This is a genomic window from Microbispora triticiradicis (assembly GCF_005864065.1).
Classification (GTDB): domain Bacteria; phylum Actinomycetota; class Actinomycetes; order Streptosporangiales; family Streptosporangiaceae; genus Microbispora; species Microbispora triticiradicis.
This window is the reverse complement of the sequence record NZ_VANP01000001.1, coordinates 373025-396340: the sequence shown is the minus strand read 5'-3', so window position 1 is coordinate 396340 and position 23316 is coordinate 373025. Positions and strand designations below refer to the sequence as shown.

The 23316-nt window shown below is 70.5% G+C and carries 22 protein-coding genes and 1 tRNA gene; 12 read left to right on the top strand and 11 right to left on the bottom strand.

Features of this window, described 5'->3' with window-relative positions:
* The first annotated feature begins 312 nt into the window (after nt 1-312).
* On the top strand, nt 313-3255 hold the full coding sequence (locus tag FED44_RS01955; RefSeq protein WP_167521359.1) for an immunoglobulin-like domain-containing protein: 2943 nt from the start codon (nt 313-315) through the stop codon (nt 3253-3255).
* Nucleotides 3256-3349: 94 nt separating this feature from the next.
* Nucleotides 3350-3541, top strand: a complete 192-nt coding sequence (locus FED44_RS01950) for a hypothetical protein (protein ID WP_138459530.1) — start codon at nt 3350-3352, stop codon at nt 3539-3541.
* Between the two features lie 145 nt (nt 3542-3686).
* Here the strand turns inward: FED44_RS01950 and FED44_RS01945 are convergent.
* A tRNA-Pro gene (locus FED44_RS01945) sits at nt 3687-3763 on the bottom strand.
* A gap of 35 nt (nt 3764-3798) precedes the next feature.
* On the bottom strand, nt 3799-4731 hold the full coding sequence (locus FED44_RS01940; protein ID WP_111700471.1) for a metallophosphoesterase: 933 nt from the start codon (nt 4729-4731) through the stop codon (nt 3799-3801).
* Nucleotides 4732-4812: 81 nt separating this feature from the next.
* Here FED44_RS01940 and FED44_RS01935 point away from each other — a divergent pair, with 81 nt between their 5' ends.
* Nucleotides 4813-5268: a GatB/YqeY domain-containing protein gene (locus FED44_RS01935; RefSeq protein ID WP_111700472.1), complete on the top strand. Its 456-nt coding sequence runs from the start codon at nt 4813-4815 to the stop codon at nt 5266-5268.
* Between the two features lie 124 nt (nt 5269-5392).
* Here the strand turns inward: FED44_RS01935 and FED44_RS01930 are convergent, their stop codons facing one another.
* Entirely contained in the window at nt 5393-7561 is a 2169-nt protein-coding gene (locus tag FED44_RS01930; protein WP_316246841.1) for a transglycosylase domain-containing protein, read from the bottom strand.
* Nucleotides 7562-7874: 313 nt separating this feature from the next.
* Between FED44_RS01930 and FED44_RS01925 the strand changes: the two genes are divergently transcribed.
* Nucleotides 7875-8171, top strand: coding sequence for a WhiB family transcriptional regulator (locus tag FED44_RS01925; protein ID WP_030506755.1), 297 nt, complete (start codon nt 7875-7877; stop codon nt 8169-8171).
* Between the two features lie 36 nt (nt 8172-8207).
* On the opposite strand, the gene bagB is transcribed toward FED44_RS01925, so the two are convergent.
* The gene (bagB, locus tag FED44_RS01920; protein ID WP_111700474.1) at nt 8208-9347 is read right to left on the bottom strand and encodes an ATPase BagB; all 1140 of its coding nucleotides are present in this window, start codon (nt 9345-9347) and stop codon (nt 8208-8210) included.
* Nucleotides 9348-9391: 44 nt separating this feature from the next.
* Nucleotides 9392-10429, bottom strand: a complete 1038-nt coding sequence (gene bagA, locus FED44_RS01915) for an ATPase BagA (RefSeq protein ID WP_165900647.1) — start codon at nt 10427-10429, stop codon at nt 9392-9394.
* 172 nt (nt 10430-10601) lie between these two features.
* Here bagA and FED44_RS01910 point away from each other — a divergent pair, with 172 nt between their 5' ends.
* The 4 genes from FED44_RS01910 to FED44_RS01895 all read left to right on the top strand — a co-directional run bounded on the left by FED44_RS01910 (nt 10602) and on the right by FED44_RS01895 (nt 12957).
* The gene (locus tag FED44_RS01910) at nt 10602-10754 is read left to right on the top strand and encodes a DUF4177 domain-containing protein (protein WP_076440089.1); all 153 of its coding nucleotides are present in this window, start codon (nt 10602-10604) and stop codon (nt 10752-10754) included.
* Entirely contained in the window at nt 10754-11215 is a 462-nt protein-coding gene (locus FED44_RS01905; protein WP_138459529.1) for a RidA family protein, read from the top strand. The genes FED44_RS01910 and FED44_RS01905 overlap by 1 nt, the downstream gene beginning before the upstream one ends.
* Nucleotides 11216-11320: 105 nt before the next feature.
* On the top strand, nt 11321-12157 hold the full coding sequence (locus FED44_RS01900) for an NUDIX hydrolase (RefSeq protein WP_167521358.1): 837 nt from the start codon (nt 11321-11323) through the stop codon (nt 12155-12157).
* Nucleotides 12154-12957, top strand: coding sequence for an MBL fold metallo-hydrolase (locus FED44_RS01895; RefSeq protein ID WP_222867862.1), 804 nt, complete (start codon nt 12154-12156; stop codon nt 12955-12957). Before FED44_RS01900 ends, FED44_RS01895 begins: the two co-directional genes overlap by 4 nt.
* Here the strand turns inward: FED44_RS01895 and FED44_RS01890 are convergent.
* Nucleotides 12954-13634 carry a Crp/Fnr family transcriptional regulator gene (locus FED44_RS01890; protein ID WP_111700476.1) on the bottom strand — a complete coding sequence of 227 codons (681 nt, stop codon included), beginning with the start codon at nt 13632-13634 and terminating at the stop codon, nt 12954-12956. The genes FED44_RS01895 and FED44_RS01890 overlap by 4 nt on opposite strands.
* A 351-nt stretch (nt 13635-13985) precedes the next feature.
* Here FED44_RS01890 and nth point away from each other — a divergent pair, with 351 nt between their 5' ends.
* Nucleotides 13986-14735 carry an endonuclease III gene (gene nth, locus FED44_RS01885; RefSeq protein WP_138459528.1) on the top strand — a complete coding sequence of 250 codons (750 nt, stop codon included), beginning with the start codon at nt 13986-13988 and terminating at the stop codon, nt 14733-14735.
* 203 nt (nt 14736-14938) lie between these two features.
* Nucleotides 14939-15634 carry an NUDIX hydrolase gene (locus tag FED44_RS01880; RefSeq protein ID WP_244301662.1) on the top strand — a complete coding sequence of 232 codons (696 nt, stop codon included), beginning with the start codon at nt 14939-14941 and terminating at the stop codon, nt 15632-15634.
* On the opposite strand, the gene FED44_RS01875 is transcribed toward FED44_RS01880, so the two are convergent.
* Nucleotides 15581-16297, bottom strand: a complete 717-nt coding sequence (locus FED44_RS01875; protein WP_138459527.1) for a HEAT repeat domain-containing protein — start codon at nt 16295-16297, stop codon at nt 15581-15583. The two genes, FED44_RS01880 and FED44_RS01875, sit on opposite strands and share 54 nt — an antisense overlap.
* A gap of 71 nt (nt 16298-16368) precedes the next feature.
* On the opposite strand from FED44_RS01875, the gene FED44_RS01870 reads away from it, so the two are divergent.
* On the top strand, nt 16369-17553 hold the full coding sequence (locus FED44_RS01870; protein WP_182872935.1) for a MarP family serine protease: 1185 nt from the start codon (nt 16369-16371) through the stop codon (nt 17551-17553).
* 11 nt (nt 17554-17564) lie between these two features.
* Here the strand turns inward: FED44_RS01870 and FED44_RS01865 are convergent, their stop codons facing one another.
* From FED44_RS01865 to acs, 4 genes are all read right to left on the bottom strand, one after another.
* Entirely contained in the window at nt 17565-18050 is a 486-nt protein-coding gene (locus FED44_RS01865; protein WP_138459526.1) for a DUF309 domain-containing protein, read from the bottom strand.
* Nucleotides 18051-18235: 185 nt separating this feature from the next.
* Nucleotides 18236-19156, bottom strand: a complete 921-nt coding sequence (locus FED44_RS01860) for an alpha/beta fold hydrolase (RefSeq protein ID WP_111700482.1) — start codon at nt 19154-19156, stop codon at nt 18236-18238.
* Nucleotides 19146-19646: a phage holin family protein gene (locus FED44_RS01855; RefSeq protein ID WP_111700483.1), complete on the bottom strand. Its 501-nt coding sequence runs from the start codon at nt 19644-19646 to the stop codon at nt 19146-19148. The genes FED44_RS01860 and FED44_RS01855 overlap by 11 nt, the downstream gene beginning before the upstream one ends.
* A 332-nt stretch (nt 19647-19978) precedes the next feature.
* A complete protein-coding gene (acs, locus tag FED44_RS01850) occupies nt 19979-21955 on the bottom strand; it encodes an acetate--CoA ligase (RefSeq protein ID WP_138459525.1) in 1977 nt (658 codons plus the stop codon).
* 274 nt (nt 21956-22229) lie between these two features.
* On the opposite strand from acs, the gene FED44_RS01845 reads away from it, so the two are divergent.
* Entirely contained in the window at nt 22230-23006 is a 777-nt protein-coding gene (locus tag FED44_RS01845) for a Fic family protein (protein ID WP_138459524.1), read from the top strand.
* Nucleotides 23007-23316: the final 310 nt, after the last annotated feature.

The following is a 23316-nucleotide window of genomic DNA, read 5'->3' as shown; positions in this document are numbered from 1 at the left end:
ACCTCGGGTGGAAAGTCCGTACCCTCCGCAGCCGTAGTCACCCAGGAATGAGGTCTTTATCCAGGTCATGCCTAGCTTTCATCGGTTCACTGACAAAGCTTACTTATGGTGAGGCTATCTTTCGCTGGGGCTGGAGGTTAATGTCTGCATCCAAGACCCGGACACCTGCGACATATAGCCCAGTCTCCCCCCAGTTCACGCCGTCCCCCCATGTCTCACAGCGAGGTGAACTTTGTCTGTGCTGCCCTCGTCTCGTCGGAGCGCTCAACGAGGCCTGATCACAGTGACCGGATCAAGGAGGACCAATTGAGAGTGCGACAGCAAAGGTCACGTCACAGGCTGAGTCGCAAGGGCAGAGGTGTCGCGGGCCTGGTACTGGGTGCGCTTCTCTCGGTCTCGTTCGCGGCGACGCCCTCGCACGCCGCCGAGGAGGAGCTCAACGAGGGTCTGGTGCACCACTTCGCCCTCAACGAGACCAGTGGAACGACGCTGGTCAACTCGGGTAGCGCGGGCTCGGCGGCGAACGCCACGCTCGTGAATCCGGGAAAGGCGACGTTGACCGGCGATGGAGTCAGGTTCAACCCCGACTCCTACGAGAGCGCCCTCGACGGTGCGTATGTGAAGCTGCCGAACAACCTCACCGCCGGCATGTCGAACCTCACCGTCGACTATGACGTGTGGATCGACCCGGCGAACGTCGGCGAGCACCAGATGTGGGGCTTCGGCGCGAAGTCCGGCTCGTGCGACGTCGACACCGGCGCCCAGGGCTCCATCTTCGCGTCGAACACCCAGCGGTTCCGCGTCGCGGTGGGTTCGGCGAACCTCCAGCAGAACCGCGTCCGGATGACCGAGGGAGCCTGGACACACGTCACCTACACCCAGTCGCTGAACGCGAACGGCACGAGCTGGACCGGCAGGCTCTACCTCGACGGTGTGCTGCACGCGACGTCCACGAACCTGACCACGCCGCCGTCGGTGAACGCCGCGGGGACCAACTGCAACTTCCTCGCTCGCTCGCAGACGTCGAGCCACTACTCGTTCCGCGGAACGCTCCGGGACTTCCGGGTCTACGACCGGGCAGTGAGCGTCGACGAGACACTCGCCCTGGCGAAAAGGACCGTCTCCACCGGCGTTCACGCCGACGCCGAAGCCATCGACCTCGGCCTGACCAGTGCGATCGTACGCGACATCGTTCTGCCCAAGGTGGGCTCCGTGGCGGGCTCGACCATCACGTGGACGAGTTCGGACCCGTCGGTCGTCCAGGTCTACACCCCGCCGGCCCTCCCCAGCGCACGCAAGGTCGCGGTCACCGGCAGGATCACCCGGCCCGCGAAGGGGCAGCCCGACGCGACGGCCACGCTCACGGCGACTGTCCGTAAGGGCGCCCAGGAGGTCACCACACGGGAGATCCCCGTTGTGGTGAAGGCCGAGTTCGACGACGCGCAGGCGGTCGGCCGTGACACGTTCGACCTGGCCCTGCACGACACCGACGACGTACGCGGAAACCTCGACCTTCCCGCCACCGGTGAGTTCGGATCCACGATCACCTGGAAGTCAACCACCGACCTCGTCACCCCGAAGGGTGAGGTGACCCGCCCGGCCTTCGGCCGTGCGGACGCCGACGCCGTACTGACGGCGACCATCACCAAGGGGTCGGCCTCGCAGACGAAGTCGTTCCCGGTGACCATCACCGCCATGCCCCGTTCCGAGGAGCGCGAGCGGTACTTCCTGGGGTACTTCAAGGGCGAGGGGATCGCCGACGGCGAGCAGATCATGTTCGCGACGTCCAACGGGAACACCGCTCTGGACTGGACCGGGCTGACCGGAGGCCGGCCGTCGCTCATCTCCCAGCTGGGCGACCAGGGCCTTCGTGACCCGCACATCGTCCGCTCACCCGACGGCGACACGTTCTACATGATCGCCACCGACCTCAACTGGTACGACCAGGGCGGTTACGCCATCAACGACACCCAGTACATCGAGGTGTTCGAGTCGCACGACCTCGTGCACTGGACTCCTCAGCGGCACGTGAAAGTCGCGCCCGACAACGCGGGCAACGCCTTCGCACCCGAGTCGCTGTGGGTCGAGGAGATCGGCGCCTACGCCGTGTTCTGGGCACAGTCGCTGTGGAACGACCCCGTGAACCGCACCGGTCAGGGGAACGCGCAGATGTGGTACACCACGACGCGCGACTTCCAGACGTTCTCGGCTCCCAAGGTCTGGCAGAACCCGGCCCCTCTGTCGCGGATCGACACGACCGCGATCCGGGTCGGTGACTACTACTACCGCGTGACCAAGAACGAGGCCGGCAACCAGGGCTCGGACATCTTCTCGGAGAAGCACACCGACTTCCTGGACAGCAACATCAACAACTGGAAGTTGCTCGCTCCGGCTCTGGGGCGCACGACGTGGGTCGCCGACCAGGGGTACGAGGGGCCGATCATCTTCAAGGCCAACCCTGGTGACACCTCCTGCCCCGGCCAGTTCTACCTCTGGGGTGACCGGTACACGAACGGTGGTGGCTACCAGGCCGCGTGCCACGAGAACATCGAGGCTCCGACCTGGAACGCCAAGGCGATCACGATGACCAACGCGGGCGTCGTCCGTCCGCGTCACGGCACCGTGATCCCGATCACCCTCCGCGAGTGGAACGACATCCGCAAGATCCCGAACAGCGACGTCGCGACCACCACGGAGGTGGCTGTCAAGCCGTACGCGAGCGGGGCCCAGACGACCACGGCCACCGCCACGGTGAAGGCGGCCGACGGGTTCGAGACCGGCGGTCAGGTGCGGTTCAGCATCGGCTCGTGGTCGAAGCTCGCCTACCTGGAGGACGGCGCGGCCACGGTCACGCTGCCGGAGGGTCTGCCCGCGGGTACCCGGACGGTCAAGGCCGAGTACCTCGGCATCGACTACCTGAAGGCGTCGGAAGGCACGGCGTCGTTCACGGTGCCGGTCGCTCCGGAGCTCGCGCTGACCGTGACCGCCACCGCCCGCTGCGTGGGCACCACGGCGTACGTGGCCGTGACCGCGGTCAACGACGCCGCCGTGCCGGCGAACGTGACGCTGACCACCCCCTACGGTTCGAAGGCAGTGGCCAACGTCGCCCAAGGCAAGCAGGCTTACCAGTCCTTCAGCGCCAGGGCCGGGCAGATCGCCACGGGCAGTGCGACCGTGACGGCGACCGCGACGATCGATGGCCGGCAGGTCACCTCGACCTACAACCCCTCCTACACCGCCATCAACTGCGCCTAACCCGACCGGCCACGGCGCATTCCCGCTACTGAACCGGGGCCGGTCGCGTACCGGTCGGCCCCGTCCCCATAGATCTATGTCGCATGAAGACCCGGTGACCGGAACAATCGACACCGATCACCGGGCCATCAACGACACCCAGTACATCGAGGTGTTCGAGTCGCACGACCTCACACTGCGGACCGCCGATCTGCAGCGCGGGAACTACACGGTCCACGTCGCCTACTCCGGCAACCCGACCTACCGGCCTCACGCCGCCGACTACCAGAAGCTGACGGTGCGGTAGGAGGCAGATGGCGGGCCGGCGAGCTCAACCTCGTCGGCCCCCCAGAAGGACACGATGCCACTCTGCTCCGCGTGGAGAGGCAGTCACTCAGCAACGCAGAAGGCCGGTTCCGATCTTCGGAACCGGCCTCTCAGCTGGTACTGCATGGTCGGGGTGGCGGGATTTGAACCCACGGCCTCTTCGTCCCGAACGAAGCGCGCTGCCAAGCTGCGCTACACCCCGGTCGCTTGGACTTTTCGTCCAGCGCCTCGGCAAGTCTAGCGGACTTTGCGGCCGCTTGTGCCATCGGACGCGACCGGCCGGCGCGGGACGAGGGTCAGGAGGGTCGCCTCGGGCGGGCAGGCGAAACGCGCGGGCGCGTACGGGGAGGTGCCGAGGCCGGCCGAGACGTGCAGCCAGGAGCTCTCGTGCCTGCTCAGCCCCTTGACCCGGGCGCGGTCGATGCCGCAGTTGGTGACCAGGGCGCCGTAGAACGGGATGCAGAGCTGGCCGCCGTGGGTGTGGCCGGCCAGGAGCAGCTGGTATCCGTCGTCGGCGAAGCGCGACATGTTGCGCGGCTCGGGCGAGTGCATGACGCCCAGCCGGAGGTCGGCGTCGGCGGGAGCCGGGCCGGCGATGTCGTCGTAGCGGTCCCTGTCGATGTGGGAGTCGTGGATCCCGCCCACGTGGACGTCGAGGTCGGCCACCTTCAGGCGGGCCGTCGTGTTGTTCATGTCCAGCCAGCCGGCCTCCCGCATCGCGGCGCCGAGCTCCTCCCAGGGCAGGTTCGGCACGTGCTGCCGGGAGTCGCCCTTCGACGTACGCCAGAGGTAGCGGACGGGGTTCTTCGGCCGGGGGGCATAGAGGTCGTTGGAGCCGTAGACGAACAGGCCCGGCCGGTCGAGCAGCGGATCCACGGCACGCATGTACGCCTCGACCGCATCGGGGTGCGCCAGCGTGTCGCCGGTGTTCACGACGAGGTCGGGGTTGAGCGACGCCAGCGACCGCACCCACTTGATCAGCCGGTCGCGGCGGGGGGTGAGATGCAGATCGGAGATCTGCAGGATCCGGACCGGCCGCTGCCCGGGAGCGAGAACGGGGACGTCGAACCGGCGCAGCCGGAACCAGTTCCGCTCGATCACGGCGGCGTAACCGGCACCGGCGACGCCGAGGCCGAGCACTGACAGGGGAATCGCGGCGGCTTTCCTCACACAGCCATGATGCCCGACCTTCGCGCCGCCTCCCGCATAACCTGGCGAAGACCGGGCCCCCGGCACGGCAAGATGGGACGCATGAGTGCGTTGAAGGACAAGCTGAAGGCCGACCTCGCGGCCTCGATGAAGGCTCGTGACGAGGTGCGCCTCCGGACGATCCGGATGGCGCTGGCGGCCGTGAACGTCGAGGAGGTCGCCGGCAAGGAGGCCCGCGAGCTCAGCGACGACGAGGTGGTCAAGATCCTGACCCGTGAGGCCAAGAAGCGCCGCGAGGCCTCCGAGGCGTTCGCGGGCGCCGGCCGGGCCGAGCAGGCGCAGGCGGAGCTGGACGAGCAGGCGGTGCTGGAGGAGTACCTCCCCGCCCAGCTCAGCGACGACGAGCTGAACGCGCTCGTCGACGAGGCGATCGCGGAGAGCGGGGCACAGGGCCCCAAGGCGATGGGCCAGGTCATGAAGGTCCTGAACCCGAAGGTCGCGGGCCGGGCCGAGGGCGGCCGCGTCGCCCAGGCCGTACGCGCCCGTCTCTCCGCCTGACCTCCGCGACACCGGGCCGGGCGGCCTCCGCCTGAGCGCCCGGGAGACCGGAGAGTCCCCGTACGCCGATGGGCCGCCCCTCTGGAGAGGAGCGGCCCATGGGAAGGGAAGCCGGTCGAAGACCTCAGTTGAAGGGGTCGAACGGCTGGTTGCCGAACGGCCGGTCCGGCCCGCGGCCGTTGCCGCCGCCGCGCCCGCCGTCACCGCCGGGACCACCGCCATGGCCGCCGGGCTCCGACTTGGGCTTGGGCGGGGGCGCGCACTGGTGGGCGCAGCCGCCGAACCGCGACATGTCCGGATTGGTGAACGACGACGGATCCACGCCCTTGAGCGCCGACAGGAACGTCGCCTTCCAGATCGGTCCCGGGATGGTGGCGCCGAAGACCGAGCCGTACGTCCGGCCTCCCATCACCTGGCCGGGGAGCGGGTACCGCATCGGGCCGCGCGGGTCACCGAGGCTGACGGCGCCAGCGAGGTCGGGAGTGAAGCCGGCGAACCAGACGGTGCGGGACTGGTCGCCGGTGCCGGTCTTGCCCGCGGCGTCCCGGCCGATGCCGCCGACGGGGGACATGGTGCCCTTGGTGAACACGCCCGCCAGGATGTGCGTGACCGCGTCCGCGACCTCGGTCTCGATGGCCTGCTTGCAGGACGGCTTGAACGAGGTCACCTTGTTGAAGCGGTCGGTGATCTCGGTGATCGCCATGGGCTTGCAGTACTTGCCGCGCGCCCCGATGGCCGCGTAGGCGCTGGCCACGGTCACGGGGTCCATCTCGTTGAAGCCGAGCGTGAACGTCTGGAACTCGCGCAGCTTGCCGCCGTCGGCCCGCTTGATGCCGAGGTCCTTGGCGGTCTTGACGACGTCACAGAGCCCGACCCGCTGCTCCAGGGCCATGAAGAAGGTGTTGACCGACTTCCAGGTGCCCGTCTGCAGGGTCAGGAACCCGCCGCTGCCGCCCTCGGAGTTGTGCTGGACGCCCCGGGGGTCGCCGACGAGGTTCCCGTTGCAGTCCTTGAACGCCGAGGGGCCGCTGGCCTGGAAGGTCGCGCCGGTGTTGAGGCCGTCGTTGAACTTGTAGCCCTCCTTCAGCGCGGTGATCAGCGTGAAGACCTTGAACGTCGATCCCGCCTGGAAGCCGGCGCCGCCGCCGTGCAGCGCGTCGGCCACGACGTTGATCGACATCTCGTTCTTCTTCTTGCTGGTGCCGAACTTCCGGCTGGCGGCCATCGCCTTGATGGCGCCCGTGCCCGGCTCGACCAGCGCCTCGGAGGCGACCGGCTTGTCGGAGGGGTGGACGTACTTCTTGATCGCCTTCTCGGCGGCCTTCTGCATCTTCGAGCTGAGCGTGGTCCTGATCGTCAGGCCGCCTCGCGCCAGGAAGTCCTGCCGGGCCTTCTTGGACTTGCCGAACTGCGGGTCGTTGAGGATCTCGTTGCGCACGTACAGGCAGAAGTACGGGTAGCCGCTCTCCTCGCAGCCGCCGGGGATCTCCTTGTCCTTCCACCCCAGCTTCTTCTTCTTGGCCTCGTCGCGCTCGGCCTCGGTGACGATCTTCAACTCGGCCATCCGGTCGAGCACGACGTTGCGCCGGGCCAGCAGCCGGTCCCGGAACGTCTTGCCCCGGTTGGGGTCGGTGGCGTTCGGGTCCTGTACGGCTCCCGCCAGCGTCGCGGCCTGGGCCAGAGTGAGCTCGGACGCGTGCTTGCCGAAGAAGCGCTTGGAGGCGGCCTCGACGCCGTACGCGCTGGCGCCGAAGTAGGCGATGTTGAGATACCGGTTGAGGATCTCGTCCTTGCTGTACTTCTGCTCCATCGTCATGGCGTACCGGATCTCGTTGAGCTTGCGCCCCACGGTCGGCGCCACGGCGGCGGCCTTCTCCTCGTCGGTCTCCGCCTTGTTGAACAGCACCTGCTTCACGTACTGCTGGGTGATGGACGAACCGCCCTGGGTCACCCCGCCCGTGGTGATGTTCTTGACCAGCGCGCGGGTCGTGCCCTCCAGGTCGAGCGGGCCGTGCTCGTAGAAGCGGAAGTCCTCGATCGCCACGATCGCCTTCCGCATGATCGGGGCGATGCGGTCCATCGGGACCGACTCCCGGTTCTCGAAGTAGAACTGGGCGAACGGCTTGCCGTCCGCGTCGAGGAGCACGGTCTTCTCGGGCAGTGGCGGTTCGTCGAGGTCGGCCGGCTTGAGGCTCAGGGTCTCGATACCGGACTTGACCGAAACGCCCGCCCCGCCCACGGCGGGTAGTGCAATCGCCGCCGCCAGCACGCCCGCGACTCCCGCGGCGCCCACGAGGCGCAGGACGGCGGCTGACCGAGATGCCAGTGTTTTACCGTGAGCTTGCACGGAACCAAGGGTACGTCCGTTTGGTGCCTCACCAGGCATCGGCCTCACGGCTCGGCATTACCCCGGGGAGGGGGGGACTAGTCATTCCCGGCCACATGGCCTGACTTGACCATGTACGAATTTGGTCCCCCCGGGGTATGTCGGATCGATCGTTTCGTTGCGTACGTTCTCCTCTGCGGCTACTGCAATACAGGAGGCCCGACGCCCGCGCCCGTCGGCCGAAACAACGACTGACCACCTAAGGGGAGTGGGGTCGCACATGTGGATCACGGATTGGACCTCCCGTGCCGCCTGCCGAGGTGCGGATCCTGACGCGCTCTTCGTGCAAGGCGCCGCCCAGAACCGGGCGAAACTCATCTGCCGTGGATGCCCCGTCCGTACCGAATGCCTCGCCGATGCGCTGGACAACCGCATCGAGTTCGGGGTGTGGGGCGGGATGACGGAGCGGGAACGCCGCGCGCTGCTCAGGCGCCGGCCCGATGTGGAGTCCTGGCGGGACCTGCTCGAGTCCGCCAAAGAGGAGTACGAGCGGACCAACGAGTTGATCGCCGGCTGACCGGCGGCCGGCCTCCTCCCCGAGGGGCGCCGGACGTCACGACGCGAGGAGCTGCCCGATCTGGCGAAGTCCCGCCAGATCGTGCACGTCCTCCGGCATCGCGGGCACCTGCGCGATCGGCACCGTGGGATGGGCCGACGTGAAGTGCTCCCGCTGGCGCTGCTCCCGTGCGGCGAGCTGCATCCTTCCGGCGTGCAGCCGCAGTACGGCCGCGGTCAGCTCGTGCTCGCCCCGGGCCTCCAGGTCCTCGGCGGCGGCGGAGCTCCGGGCCGCGGACAGCGAGGGCGCCGGCGACCGGTGCACCCGGTTGACGACCAGCCCGGCCAGTGGCATGCGCTCCTCGGCGAGCCGCTCGACGAAGTAGGACGCCTCGCGCATCGCGTCACGCTCGGGCGCGGCGACGACGAGGAAGGCGGTGCCGGGCGCCTGGAGCAGCCGGTACGTCTGCTCGGCCCGTTGGCGGAATCCGCCGAACACGGCGTCGAGCGCGGTGACGAACAACTGGATGTCCCGGAGCACCTGGGCCCCGATCACCTTCGTCAGGATGCCGGCGACCACGCCGAAGCCCGCGTTGAGCAGCTTGAACGCGCTGCGCCCGCCGGCCTTGGCGGGCGCCGTGAGGATGCGGATGAGCCGCCCGTCGAGGAACCGGCCGAGCCGTTCCGGCGCGTCGAGGAAGTCGAGCGCCGACCGCGAGGGCGGGGTGTCCACCACGATCAGGTCCCACTCGTTCGAGCGGCGGAGCTGGCCGAGCTTCTCCATCGCCATGTACTCCTGCGTCCCGGAGAAGCTGGACGAAAGGGACTGGTAGAAGGGGTTCGTCAGGATCTGCTCGGCCCGCTCCGGATCGGCGTGCGCCTCGATGATCTCGTCGAAGGTCCGCTTCATGTCGAGCATCATCGCGTGGAGCTCGCCGCCGGCCTCCCCGCCGCCGTCGGCGCCGTCCACCCGCCTGGGCGTGTTGTCGAGCTCGGTCAGGCCCATGGCCTGGGCCAGCCGCCGGGCGGGGTCGACGGTCAGGACGACCACGGAGCGGCCGCGCTCGGCGGCGCGCAGCCCGAGGGCCGCGGCCGTCGTGGTCTTGCCGACGCCGCCGGAGCCGCAGCACACGATGATCCGGGTGTCCGGGTCGTCCAGAATCGCGTCGATGTCCAGCGCGGGCGCCGTCCTGGTCACAGCTCAGCCTCTCAGTCGGTGGGCGGGAAATCGGTCGGCGGGCGTCACACGGCGCCCTGGGCGCGCAGCGCGTCGGCCAGCTCGTAGAGTCCGGCCAGGTCGGCGCCGTCGGGCAGCAGCGGCAGGTCGTACCGCGGCGTTCCGGCCTCCTCCAGCTCCGCGCGCTCCCGCTTCTCCAGCTCCGCCCGCAGGGCGTGCTCGGCGACCTCCTCGGCGAGCGCCTCGGCGATGGCCGAGGCGCCGGCGGAGGCGTCGGCCAGCCCGGCGGCCTTCAGGCCGAGCGCGATCTCGGCGGCGTCGAACCGGCCCTCGGCGGCGGCCTTCAGCGCCCGCGCGGGCAGCAGGGCCGGGCGCACCATGTTGACGAACACCCCGCCGACCGGCAGCCCGGTCTCCCGGAGTTCCGCGACGCCGTCCAGCGTCTCCTGGACCGGCATCTCCTCCAGGAGCGTCACGAAATGGACCGCCGTCTCCGGAGAAGCGAGGACGCCCCTCACCAGGTCGGCGTGGTTCTTGATCGGGCCGACCCGGGCGAGCCCGGCGACCTCCTGCGTCACGTTCAGGAAGCGGGAGATGCGGCCGGTCGGCGGCGCGTCCATGACGACCGCGTCGTACACCCTCCGGCCCAGCTTGTCGCGGCGCCGTACGGCCTCGCTCGTCTTGCCCGTCACCAGGACGTCCCGCAGGCCGGGGGCGATCGTGGTGGCGAAGTCGACCACGCCGATGCGGGTCAGCGCCTTGCCCACCCGCCTGATGCCGTAGAACATCTCCAGGTATTCGAGCATGGCCTCTTCGGGATCGATGGCCAGCGCGTACACGTCCCCGCCGCCGGGCGCCACCGCGATCTTGCGCTCCTCGTACGGCAGCGGAGGGAGATCGAACGCCTGGGCGATGCCCTGCCGTCCCTCGACCTCGACGAGCAGGACCTTGCGCCCGCCCGCCGCGAGGGCCAGCGCGAGCGCCGCGGCGACCGTCGTCTTCCCGGTGCCGCCCTTGCCGCTCACCACGTGCAGGCGCACGCCGTCCCAGTCGGTGTCACGGGTCTCCCCGCCTCCGCCGCGCCTGCTGGTCGGCTGACTCACCGTGCCTCCTCCGGCCGGCCGGCGAGATCGCCTCCGCGGATCGTCGCGCGGTAGTTCCCGTCGGCGTGCCTGCTCCACTCGCCCACGTGAGGAAGGCTACCCAAGGCTCACCTGCCGATTCGCGCCGGTCGTCCCCGAGCGCGGAGAGGCTGTGCCTCGATAGCCTTTGCCCATGACCAAGTGGGAATACGTCACGGTGCCGCTGCTCACCCATGCCACGAAGCAGATCCTGGACAACTGGGGTGAAGACGGGTGGGAGCTCGTCTCCGTCATCCCGGGGCCCAACCCGGAGCAACTGGTCGCCTACATGAAGCGGCCCAAGTGATGGCCACTCCGGAGGAGCGCCTCGCCGAGCTCGGGATCACGCTGCCCGAGGTCGTGCCTCCGCTGGCCGCGTACGTGCCGGCCGTACGGACGGGCGGCCACGTCCACACCTCGGGCCAGCTTCCGCTGGTGAAGGGCGAGCTGAGCGTCACCGGCAAGGTCGGGGCGGAGGTCTCGCCCGAGGAGGCGAAGGAGCAGGCGCGGATCTGCGCCGTCAACGCGCTGGCGGCCATCCGGTCCCTCGTCGGCGATCTGTCGCAGGTCGTGCGGATCGTGAAGGTGGTCGGGTTCGTCGCGAGCGCTCCCGGTTTCACCGGGCAGCCGCAGGTCGTCAACGGCGCGAGCGAACTGCTCGGCGAGGTGTTCGGCGAGGCGGGGCGGCACGCGCGGAGCGCGGTCGGCGTGGCGGTCCTGCCGCTCGACGCGGCCGTGGAGGTGGAGGTCGTCGCGGAGGTCCGCTGACCGCCGCGGGGTGGCGCGTCGGAGACCCGTCGATTGCGGTCACGGGACGGCGTACGGGAGCATGGGGCCGGTCGGACCGATCCTTGTTCTGGTTGGGAGGGCTCCATGGGGTTTCCGCTGCCGGGTCATCTCGGCGAGCGGGCGCGGGAGATCCTGGCCGGCCGTCTGGCTCCCGTCCCGGCCCGTGACGCGGCCACGGTGGTGCTGCTCCGCGACGACCCCCTTGAGGTGTATCTCCTCAGGCGGCACGCGACGATGGCCTTCGCGGCCGGCGCGTACGTGTTCCCCGGCGGGTCGGTCGACCCCAGGGACGCCGACCAGGCCGTGGCCTGGGCCGGTCCCTCGCCCGCCGAGTGGGGTGCGCTCCTGGGGACTGGAGAGGGCACGGCGCGGGGCCTCGTCTGCGCCGCCGTACGCGAGACGTTCGAGGAGTCGGGCGTGCTCCTCGCCGGGCCGGGCCCGCGGACCGTGGTGACCGACACCACCGGCGACGACTGGGAGGCCGACCGCCTCGCGCTGATCGCGCGCACGCTGTCGTTCGCCGAGTTCCTCGACCGGCGGGGGCTGGTGCTGCGGTCCGACCTGCTCAAGGCGTGGGGACACTGGATCACCCCGGTCATGGAGACCCGGCGGTTCGACACCCGCTTCTTCGTGGCCGCGTTGCCGTCCGGTCAGCGTACGCGTGACGTGGGCGGCGAGGCGGCCGAGGTGGCGTGGGTGCGGCCCGGGGACGCCCTGGCAGCCGCGCGGGACCGTACGGCGTTCCTGATGCCGCCGACCTTGCGGACGTTGACCGAGATCGCCGCTTTCGAGACGATCAGCGATGTGTTGTCCTCTTCCCGGTCGATCACGACCATCATGCCCGCACCCGCCGAGGTGGACGGCCGGATGGTGCTGGTGATCCCCGAGGAGATCCCCGAGGCGGGGAGGGCGGGCGCGTGAGCGGCCTGCGCATTCCCCTGGACGGCGCGGAGGGCCCGGACGGCGCGGGTACGGCGACCGCCGTGAACGTGCTGGCGCCCAATCCGTCGCCGATGACCCTCGACGGCACCAACACGTGGATCGTCGGCGGGGCGGACGCCGTACTGGTCGTCGATCCCGGGCCGGACGACGAGGCGCACCTGCGGCGGGTCGCCGAGCGGGTGGACGGCCGCCGGGTGACGGCCGTACTGCTCACGCACGGGCACGCCGACCACAGCGAGGGGGCGGGCCCGCTCGCGCGCCTGCTCGGCGCTCCGGTGCGGGCGCTCGACCCCCGGCACCGCCTGGGCGAGGAGGGCCTGGACGACGGCGACGTCGTCACGGCGGGCGACGTGGAGGTCAGGGTCGTCGCCACGCCGGGGCACTCGTTCGACTCGCTGTGCTTCTGGCTGCCCGGCGACCGGGCGATGCTCACCGGAGACACCGTCCTCGGCCGGGGGACGACGACGATCGCCCCCGACGGGGACCTCGGCGACTACCTGCGCAGCCTGGACCGGCTCAGACAGGGCGCGGAGATGCTGGAGGCCACCGCGTTGCTGCCCGGCCACGGCCCCGTCCTGCCCGATCCCGCCGGGGTCCTGAACGCGTACGTCGTGCACCGCCGGATGAGGCTGGAGCAGGTCCGCGAGGCGATCCGCAGGGGCGCCAGGGACGCGCGGGAGATCGTCGAGATGATCTACGCCGACGTCGACCCGGCGCTGTGGCCGGCCGCCGAGATGTCGGTCGCGGCCCAGCTCGACTACCTCAAGACCACTCTTTAGCGGGAGCGGTTGAAGAGCCGTTCCCTGTCCATGATCACGACGGCCTTGGCCTCGATGCGCAGCCAGCCGCGCTGGGCGAAGTCGGCGAGGGCCTTGTTGACCGTCTCGCGCGAGGCGCCCACGAGCTGGGCCAGCTCCTCCTGCGTGAGGTCGTGGTGCACCCGGATGCCGTCGTCGGTCTTGTGCCCGAAGCGGTCGGCGAGGTCGAGAAGCTGCTTGGCGACCCGGCCGGGCACGTCGGTGAAGACGAGGTCGGCGAGCACGTCGTTGGTGCGGCGCAGCCGCTGCGCGAGGGCACGCAGCAGGTGGAGGGCGACCTCGGGCCGCCCGGTCAGCCACGGGCGGAGGTCGTCGTGCCCGAGCCCGGCCAGGCGGACGTCGGTCAGCGCGATCGCCGAGGCGGTGCGGGGGCGGGGGTCGAACAGCGACAGCTCGCCGAACATCTCGCCCGGGCCGAGCACGCTGAGCAGGTTCTCCCGGCCGTCGGGGGCCGTGCGCGCCAGCTTGATCTTGCCTTCGAGCACCACGTAGAGCCGGTCGCCCGTCTCGTTCTCACTGAAGAGGGTGCGCCCCTTGGGCAGCTCCACCTCGGTGATGCTCGTACGCAGCGCCGCGGCGCTCTCGCGGTCGAGCGCGGAGAACAGCGGCGCCTTGCTCAGTACTTCCTCGGTGCTCACGGTGCCTCCTTGCTGCGGGCGCGCTCGGTCGCCGGCTCCGTGCTAGCCATTGTGACCCACACCCTTCCCGGCGCATTACGGGGTGTCCTGTTGCGTCGTACGAGCGCCGGCCCCGGCTCACAGTCGTGTGCGTCGCGCCTGGCGAAACTAGACAATCTTCGCGAAACCTATTCTTACGCCCATCCCGCGCTCGACCGGCTCGGGCGGCCGGCCGTCCCCCTACGGGCACAGTGTATTGCGCTGCGTACGGACAAATTGGCAAATACAGGCAGCATATGCGGCATGTATGACAAGGCGGTCGACCCGGCGGGACGGGAGGTGGACGGTCGCCGGAGGGCCTACGCTTGCGGCATGGCGACGAACCCGGCCGTGAACACGGCTGTCCCGCGACGGCGCCGACGCGAGGCCGAGACCCGCCTGGGCCTGGTGCGGCGAGCGCGGCGGATCAACCGGATCCTGGCCGAGACCTACCCCGACGCCCACTGTGAGCTGGACTTCGGCAATCCCCTGGAGTTGCTGGTCGCCACGATCCTCTCGGCGCAGTGCACCGACAAGAGGGTCAACATGGTCACGCCGGTGCTCTTCGCCAAGTACCGGACGGCGGCCGACTACGCAGGCGCCGACCGCGCGGAGCTAGAAGAGATCATCAAGTCGACCGGGTTCTTCCGGGCGAAGGCCAACAGCATCATCGGGATGGCGCAGGCCCTCTGCGAGAGCCATGAGGGAGAGGTCCCCGGCAGGCTCGCCGACCTGGTCAAGCTGCCCGGCGTGGGCCGCAAGACGGCCAACGTCGTGCTCGGCAACGCCTTCGACGTGCCCGGGATCACCGTCGACACGCACTTCCAGCGGCTGACGCGGCGGTTCGGCTGGACGGCCGAGACCGATCCCGTCAAGATCGAGCACGAGGTCGGGGAGCTGATCCCGAAGCCGGAGTGGACCATGCTGTCCCATCGGCTGATCTGGCACGGTCGCCGCATCTGCCACGCCCGCAGGCCCGCCTGCGGCGCGTGCCCTCTCGCCGAGCTCTGCCCGGCGTACGGCACCGGTCCCACCGATCCGGAGGAGGCCCGCAAGCTTGTGAAGGCGGGCCCGTTCTCCTGACGTCTCCGGGCCCGGTGGCGGGGAGTCCGGTGAACGGCGCCTCCCCGGTGCGTCCTCGATGCGTCCCCGGCGCCTCCCCGGTGCGTCCTGGTGCCTTCGGTGCGTCCTCGGTGGGAAGCCGGTCGGGAAAGCGGTGGGAGGCCGGCGGGAAGTTCGCGCCCACGCCGATGGTTGTACGGCACACCCGGCCGGCGCATGTTCGCGTGCCCGGCCGCCCCGACGATGTGGAGGTGGTCGTGGTGGAGGTGGTCGCGGCTCCCGACTGGCTGACCCGGCTCGCCGCAAAGGCCGCGCACAGCCCTGTCCCCACCGCGCTGCGGCCGCCCGCGAACGGCGCCGGTCGCTCGGCGGCGGTCCTGCTGCTGTTCGGCGAGGGGCCGCAGGGCCCGGACGTCCTGCTCATCCAGCGCAGTTCGAAGGGCCGGGTGCACGCCGGCCAGCCCGCGTTCCCCGGCGGCGGCGTCGACCCCGGCGACGACGGCCCGGTCGGCGCGGCCCTGCGGGAGGCCCGGGAGGAGACCGGCCTCGACCCCGCCGGCGTCGAGGTCGTCGGCACCATGCCCGAGCTCTACATCTGGCACAGCGACAACCGGGTGACGCCGGTGCTCGGCTGGTGGCACACGCCGTGCGCCGTGCACGCGGCCTCTCCCGACGAGGTCGAGACCGTCGAGCGGGTCCCGATCGAGGAGCTGGTGGACCCCGCCAACCGGCTGCGGCTGCGTCACCCGCGCGGAGTGGTCCCGTCCGTGGCGTTCCGCGTACGGGGCCTGCTCGTGTGGGGTTTCACCGCCGGCGTGCTCGACGGCGTGCTGACCGCGGCCGGTTTCGAGCGGCCCTGGGACCGTTCACGGATCGAGGACCTGCCCCCCGAGGTCGTCGACCTGGCCGCGCGAGGCTGAGCTTCGCTTCGCGGGCGCGGCGTTCGGCGCCAGGCCGTTCAGGGACAGGCCGAGCGCGGCCCAGTCGGCGACGTCCTCGTCCGCGTCGGCCGCCAGGCGGCGCAGTGCCGCCAGTCCTGCGGTGTCGGGCGGATCGCCCATGACATGCGGAAGGGCGTAGGCCGCGCCGTACCTGACGGTGGGGTGCTCGTGCGCCGCGAGGTCGATCACGGACGGCAGCGCTCTCCCGTCGCGCAGATGACCGAAGGCGATCAGCACGGAGTAGAGCACCCTCGGATCGTCCTCGTCCGCCGCCAGCGCGCGGAGCACGGGCAGCGTGCGGTCCCTCAAGGGATGGTCCCGGCCGAGCTCGCCGAGGATGTCGGCTCCCAGCACCCGCTCGGCGGGGTCCGCGCTCACGCAGAGCCGCCGGGCGAGGGCGAAGGTCTCCGGGTCGCCCCGCGCCTGCAGCGTGGTGATCGCCCGCCACCTGACCGGCCCGTCCGGGTCCGTGTCGGTGAGCGCGATCCTGATCAGCTCGTGCGCGGGCTCCCCGCCGTCGTCGCCTCGCCCCGCGGCCTCGTAAGGCGTGTCCTTCGCGTCCGCCGTGTCCTTCGCGTCTTCCGGGCCCCGCGCGCCGTCGTCGCGGTCCCCAGCCGCGGGTGGCCGTTCCGATACCCCCATGTCGTCACGATATCGATGAGACTCCAGGGACGCCCGCACGACGAATGGCGTGGCTGGATACCGTGGTAGCTGTGAGCGGCGATCTTCTGGATCTCATCCTGATCGGCCTGGTTGTGGCCTTCGCGGTATCCGGCTATCGGCAGGGATTCATCATCGGGGCCTTCAGCTTCATCGGATTCGTCGGTGGCGCCGTTCTGGGGATGTTCATCGCGCCTCCGCTGGCCGGGGCGATCGTGAGCGGTGACACCGAGCGGGCGCTGCTGGCGATCGTGATCGTCTTCCTGGCGGCGACCATCGGGCAGTTCGCGTCCTCGACCATCGGCGCCGTCGCCCGCAGCCACGTCACCTGGGAGCCCGCCCGGATGGTCGACGCCTTCGGCGGGTCGGTGGCCAGCGGGTTGTCGGTCCTGGTCATCGCCTGGCTCATCGGCTCGCTCATGGTCTCGATGAGCTTCGCGCTCATCAAGGAGCAGATCAACGGCTCGCTGGTGCTGCAGACCGTCGACGAGGCCATCCCGGACGGCGTACGGGCCCTGCAGAAGCCGTTCAGGGACTTCGTGGAGACCTCCGACTGGCCGCAGGTCATCACCTCCATCGGCGGCCAGAATGTGGCGCCGCCGGACCAGACCCTGATCAACGCCAGCCCTTCCCTGGTCCGGGCCCGCCGGGCGATCGTCAAGGTGCAGGGCACCGCGCCGAGTTGCCGCAAGCGCATCGAGGGGACGGGATTCGTCTACTCCCGGCAGCGGATCATGACCAACGCCCACGTCGTCGCCGGGGTCACCGAGGGACTGCGGGTGACCGACTACCGCGGTGACCAGCATGACGCCCGGGTGGTCCTGTACAACCCCGAACGCGACATCGCGGTGCTGTTCGTCCCCGACCTCCAGATCGGCACGCTGCGCTTCGACACGGTCGCCAGAAGGGGCGACAGCGCGATCATCGCCGGATATCCGAAGGACCAGGGCTTCACCCCGCTCGCCGCGCGGATCAGGGTCAAGCAGCGCGCCGAGATGTACGACATCTACAACAAGCGGAAGGTCGAGCGCGAGGTCTACGCCATCCGGGGCAAGGTGCAGCCGGGCAACTCGGGCGGGCCGCTGCTGAGCCCGGACGGCAAGGTGTTCGGCGTGATCTTCGCCGCGGCGACCGACACACCGGAGACGGGCTTCGCCATGACGGCCGAGGAGGTCCTGCCCGACGCCCAGGACGGCAGCCACGCGGTCGGCCCGGTGAGCACCGAGGGCTGCGACTGAGCTCCGCGCTTCTAGGGCTCGGCCGGGGTCAGGAGGGCGCGGACCGCGGAGATCGCGGCGTCGGCGCCGGCGTCTCCCTCGTCGATCGCGGTCGTGATCGCGTCGGCCTGTACGGCCAGAGCCCGCAGGTCGAGCCCGTAGGGCCGGGTGGACCCGTAAGCGCCGAGGCGGGCGGAGCCACGGGTCAGCAGGGCGGCGGCGCCGGAGAGGTTGCCGCGCTGGAGGTGCGTGAGACCGACGCAGATCTGGGCCAGTCCCTGCCACAGCTCGCGTTCCTCGTCGGGGCCGGTCTTCCAGCGGGCCTCCAGCACCTCGTGCGCGTGGAACGGCCGTCCGTCGGCGAGCAGGCTCCTGGCCTGCTCCAGCGCCTCCTCCGGGCCGGGGGCGTAGTCGTCGGGTACGCGGGGAACCCCTTCGGCCCCCCGGGGCAGTGGCCTGCCGTACTCGTCACGAGGGCGTGCGTTGCGGGGACGTCCCGCTTCGTCACGGTCACGCATGGTCTCTCCTCAGGGCGCGTGGGCGGTTCACGGCGACCGAAGGACCAGCGACCTTCCCGGCGGACGCGATAGATCAACCAAGAAGTTGGGCCACTTCAGGGCACATTTCTACTATCTTCTGCAAGATCACGGGTAGGGTTCCCGGCCCTTGGCCGCGGGTGGCACGCACGAACGGCGGGGCGGGATCAGCGGTCGGGCTCGGGGTCGGCGAGCCAGGAGATCAGCTCGGTGTTGAACTGGCCGGGGCGTTCCTCGTGCGGGAAGTGCCCGGCGCCCTCGATCAGCCGCCACCGGTACGGCGCGGCGACGAACCGGCCGGACCCCTGGGCGGTCCGCGGCAGGACGCAGGGGTCGAGCGCGCCGTGCATCTGCAGCGTTGGGGCCTCGACCTCGGCGCGCATCTGCCGCGCGTAGCGGAAGCCGTCCGGGCGGATCTGCGAACGGGCGAACCAGCGGTAGTACTCCAGGGCGCAGTGCGCCACGGTCGGGATCCGCATCGCGTCGCGGTAGACGCGGGTCGCCCCGTCGCCCGGCCACTGCGGTCCGGCCCACCTGTCGATGATCCGCCCCACGGCGGCGCCGCTCCGCCGCGTGAGCTTCCGCTCAGGGAGGAAGGGAAGCTGGAAGCCCAGGCCGTACCGGCTGGCCCTGAGCTGACCGAGCGGATCGGTGAACAGGGCGGCGCGCATGCGCAGCGGGTGCGGCGCCGACACCGGGACCAGCCGTCGCACCACCTTGGGATCGAGGACGCTCATGGTCCAGCCGAGGAGGCCGCCCCAGTCGTGACCCACCACGATCGCGCTCGTCTCGCCCAGCGCCCGCACCAGGCCCGCCGCGTCCACGGCCAGCGTGGGCAGGTCGTAGCCGCGCGGCGGCTTGTCGCTGCCGCCGTAGCCGCGCAGGTCGACGGCGACGGCGTGGTAGCCGGCCTCGGCCAGCGCCGGAAGCTGGTGCCGCCAGGTCCACCAGAACTGGGGGAACCCGTGCAGCAGCAGGACCAGCGGCCCGTCTCCGGCCTCCGCCACGTGGAACCGCACGCCGCCCGCGTATACGACCCGGTGCGTCCAGGGGCCGTCGGCCTCGATCAGCGACTCGTCAGTGGACATCGCGGATGGACTCCCGGTGAGCGCCCACCTGCCCGGCCGTCGGGCCGGTGTAGGGCGGCGGTGCGGGAGTCTCGGCCGCCATGGCGGGGACGGGGGCCGTCTCCGGCAGCGGCGCCTCCGCCTCCTCGGGACCCGCGAGGCCACGCAGGCTCCGCATGGTGCGCTTCATCCCGGCCAGCCCCTTGAGCCGGCGGTAGCCGACGAAGACCAGCAGCCCGGCCATCAGGAGGTAGAACACGGTGACGATGGTGAAGGCGAGCCAGGTGGCCAGCCCGAGCGCCACGAGGCCGTACGCGATCGCGAACGAGGCCAGGATCAGGCACAGGTGCCCGATGAAGGCCGCGGCGCCGAACATCCCGGCGGCCATCCCGACCCGTTTCGCGTCGAACTTGAGCTCGGCCTTCGCCAGCTCGATCTCCGACCGTACGAGGGTCGAGATGTGATGGCTCGCCTGGGCGACCAGCGCGCCGAGCGATTCGTCCTCGGGCATCAGCGATCTCCTATCTGCGACTATCAAACATCATCTCGTCTCCGTCCGCGCACGCGAACAGGAAGACCCCCGCCTGTGGACAACCTCAGCCCGCCCGGCGGGCATGCGGGGGACCTGCCCACAGGCGGCGGGATTATGACGCCGAAGGCGATCCGGCGTCTCCCCGCCATGGCGAATCGCCTCCGCCGGGGCCGCGGAAAAGCCGGACCACAGGAAAGCCGGGCCGCATGAACGTCGGGACGGAGAAGGCGTGGACGCAGGCTCCGTCCACGCCTTCCATGATCCGTCCGCGGCCCCCGATTACCGAACCGCCCGGGGGCCGGGCCGGCGGATCAGTCGTCGCTCTTGGCGCTGGGCAGCTTCTCCGCGATGAGGTTCATCACGGAACTGTCGGTGAGCGTGGTGACGTCGCCGAGCGACCGGTTCTCGGCGACGTCGCGCAGCAGACGGCGCATGATCTTGCCCGAGCGGGTCTTCGGCAGCTCGGGCACCACCAGGATCTGCCGCGGCTTGGCGATCGGGCCGAGCGTCTTCGCCACGTGGGCGCGCAGCTCGGAGGCGATGTCCTCGCTCTCCTCCGCGCCGCCGCGCAGGATGACGAAGGACACGATAGCCTGGCCGGTCACCGGGTCGGTGGCGCCCACGACGGCCGCCTCGGCCACCTTCGGGTGGCTGACGAGCGCGCTCTCGACCTCCGTCGTGGAGATGTTGTGCCCGGAGACGAGCATGACGTCGTCCACCCGGCCGAGCAGCCACAGGTCGCCGTCCTCGTCGCGCTTGGCGCCGTCGCCTGGGAAGTACATCCCCTCGAACCGCGACCAGTAGGTGTCGATGTAGCGCTGGTCGTCGCCCCAGATGGTGCGGAGCATGGCCGGCCAGGGCTCGCGGACCACGAGGAAGCCGCCGCCGCCGTTCGGCACGGACTCGCCCTGGTCGTCGACGACGTCGGCCACGACGCCGGGCAGCGGGCGCATGGCCGCGCCGGGCTTGGCGGCGGTGACGCCCGGGAGCGGGCTGATCATGATGCCGCCCGTCTCGGTCTGCCACCAGGTGTCCACGACCGGGCAGCGGTTCGCGCCGATGTGCTCGCGGTACCAGACGTACGCCTCGGGGTTGATGGGCTCGCCGACCGAGCCGAGCACGCGCAAGGACGACATGTCGTACTTCGCGGGGATGTCGTCGCCCCACTTCATGAACGTACGGATCGCCGTGGGGGCGGTGTAGAGGATCGTGACCTGGTACTTCTGCACGATCTCCCAGAAGCGGCCCCGGTGTGGAGTGTCCGGAGTGCCCTCGTAGATCACGCTGGTCGCGCCGTTGGCGAGCGGGCCGTACACGATGTAGGAGTGCCCGGTGACCCAGCCGATGTCGGCCGTGCACCAGTAGATGTCGGTCTCGGGCTTGAGGTCGAAGACGGCGTGGTGGGTCCACGCGACCTGGGTGAGGTAGCCGCCGGTGGTGTGCAGGATGCCCTTGGGCTTACCGGTCGTGCCGCTCGTGTAGAGGATGTAGAGCGGGTCCTCGGCGTCGTGCGGCACGGGCTCGTGCTCGGAGGGCTGGCGCTCGACGAGGTCGTGCCACCAGACGTCGCGCTCGTTCACCGGGACGTCCTGCCCGGTCCTGCGTACGACGAGCACGTGCTCGACGCCGGGGCAGTCGGCGACCGCCTCGTCCACGGTCGGCTTGAGCGCGCTCGGGGCGCCGCGGCGGTATCCGCCGTCGGCGGTGATAACGATCTTGGCGTCGGCGTCGTCGATGCGGCTCTTCAGGGCGGACGCGGAGAACCCGCCGAAGACCACCGAGTGGATCGCCCCGATCCGGGCGCAGGCCAGCAGCGCGATCGGCAGTTCGGGGATCATCGGCATGTACACGGCGACCCGGTCGCCCTTGCGCACGCCCAGCTCCTCCAGCGCGTTGGCCGCCTTGGCGACCTCTTTCTGCAGGTCGGCGTAGGTGATCGTACGGGTGTCGCCCTCCGGCTCACCCTCCCAGTGGTAGGCGACCTTGTCGCCCCGGCCGGCCTCGACGTGACGGTCGACGCAGTTGTAGGCGACGTTCAGCTTGCCGTCGACGAACCACTTGGAGAAGGGCGGCTTCCACTCCAGCGTGGTGTTCCAGCGCTCTGCCCACGTGAGGCGCTCGGCGGCGCGTTCCCAGAAGGCGAGCCGGTCCTGGGCGGCCTCCTCGTAGGCGTCCGCCGTGACGTTGGCGGCCGACGCCAGGTCCGCGGGAGGCTCGAACCGGCGCGTCTCACTCAGCAGGTTCGACAGCGTCTCCTGGGTTTCCTGACCAGGGGTCTCGGTGGCCACTCCGTACTCCTTCACAGCGTCTTCGGGTTGTCTCTCGTTCGGCCGCCTCGGCCAAGCTGGGGTATGTCGTGTCCCACTTCACCAGGCGAGCGGCGTCAAGTACAAGTAATCCGGGCAGGCACGCCGTAGCTTCGCGTTGTCCGTGGTAACAGGGCTATGACCGGCAAACTTAGTGACAGGTGGGAAGCCCGCCGAGATCGCGTACGCGCGTCTGCGGTGAACGGGCGCACCTCCTCGGCGAACGACGTCCTACCGGCCGATATGGTCGGGGGCTGTGAGCGATCCGCTGGCCGTCGTCGCCGGGCTGCCCGGCGTGCCCGAGGCCGTACAGGAGGCCCGGGAGGCCGTCGACCGGCTCTACCGGCACCGGGTGCTGCGGCGGCGCGGTCCCGAGGTGTCGGCCGAGTCGGCGCTGCGCGGGGCCCGCGCCTCCGCCGCGCTCGAAGGCGTCGACGTGCCTCTTGAGCAGCTGCGCACGGGGGAGGTGGCCGACCCGGTGGCGCAGGGCGCGCTGCGCGCGTCGGCCGAGCTCGGACGGCTGACTGCCACGTGGCGGCCGGCCCCGCGTCAGGTCCTCGCGCGGCTGCACACGCTGGCGGCCGCGGGCCTGACGGCCGACCCCGGCAGGCCGCGTACGGTTCCCACGACCGCCGATCCGCTCGGTCTCGGTCCGGCCCCCGGCCCGGAGGAGACGGCGGCCCGCATGTCGGCGCTGGCCGGGCTCGTGACCGGCTCGTCCACGGTGCCCGCGCTCGTGCTCGCCGCGATCGTGCACGCCGAACTGGTGGTGCTGCGGCCCTTCGGCATCGCCGACGGCCTGGTCGCCCGCGCCGCCGAACGGCTCACGCTCGTCGGCCTCGGTCTCGATCCCAAGTCGCTCGCCGCCGTCGAGGTGGGGCACGCCGATCTGGGCGACGCGTACGCGGAGGGCCTGAGGTCGTACCTGAAGGGGACGGGCGAGGGCGTCGGGACCTGGATCCGGCACTGCGCCACGGCCGTCGTGCTCGGGGTGCGTGAGACGACGGCGATCTGCGAGGCCATGTCCCGCTGAGTGACCCCTTTTGTTTTGCGGGGGAGTCCGGCGTCTTTCCGGGGGAAGCCGGGGGGGAGCCGCGCATCTTCTGGGGTGTCCGGCACGCCGATGTTCCGGGGGTGTCCGGCACGCGGATGTTTCGGGCGTTCAGGCGGCCGACAAAGCGGACGGCGTCCCTGGTGTGGAACGCCGTCGCAAGTACACGTCACCGGGTTACCAAGCGTGCACCTCGTATTTGTCGGAGCGGGTCAAGCCCGTCTCGACACGCCTCCCGCGGCTGGTCGCGCGTGGGTACCCGATGCGGTACGCGGACCCTCAGGCCCGTAAT

Coding starts and splice junctions, on each gene's coding strand:
- FED44_RS01935 (WP_111700472.1), top strand. CDS start 4,813: ATGAGTGCGTTGAAGGACAAGCTGAAGGCCGACCTCGCGGCCTCGATG.
- FED44_RS01925 (WP_030506755.1), top strand. CDS start 7,875: ATGTGGATCACGGATTGGACCTCCCGTGCCGCCTGCCGAGGTGCGGAT.
- FED44_RS01910 (WP_076440089.1), top strand. CDS start 10,602: ATGACCAAGTGGGAATACGTCACGGTGCCGCTGCTCACCCATGCCACG.
- FED44_RS01905 (WP_138459529.1), top strand. CDS start 10,754: ATGGCCACTCCGGAGGAGCGCCTCGCCGAGCTCGGGATCACGCTGCCC.
- FED44_RS01900 (WP_167521358.1), top strand. CDS start 11,321: ATGGGGTTTCCGCTGCCGGGTCATCTCGGCGAGCGGGCGCGGGAGATC.
- nth (WP_138459528.1), top strand. CDS start 13,986: ATGGCGACGAACCCGGCCGTGAACACGGCTGTCCCGCGACGGCGCCGA.
- FED44_RS01875 (WP_138459527.1), bottom strand. CDS start 16,297: ATGGGGGTATCGGAACGGCCACCCGCGGCTGGGGACCGCGACGACGGC.
- FED44_RS01865 (WP_138459526.1), bottom strand. CDS start 18,050: ATGCGTGACCGTGACGAAGCGGGACGTCCCCGCAACGCACGCCCTCGT.
- FED44_RS01860 (WP_111700482.1), bottom strand. CDS start 19,156: ATGTCCACTGACGAGTCGCTGATCGAGGCCGACGGCCCCTGGACGCAC.
- FED44_RS01855 (WP_111700483.1), bottom strand. CDS start 19,646: ATGCCCGAGGACGAATCGCTCGGCGCGCTGGTCGCCCAGGCGAGCCAT.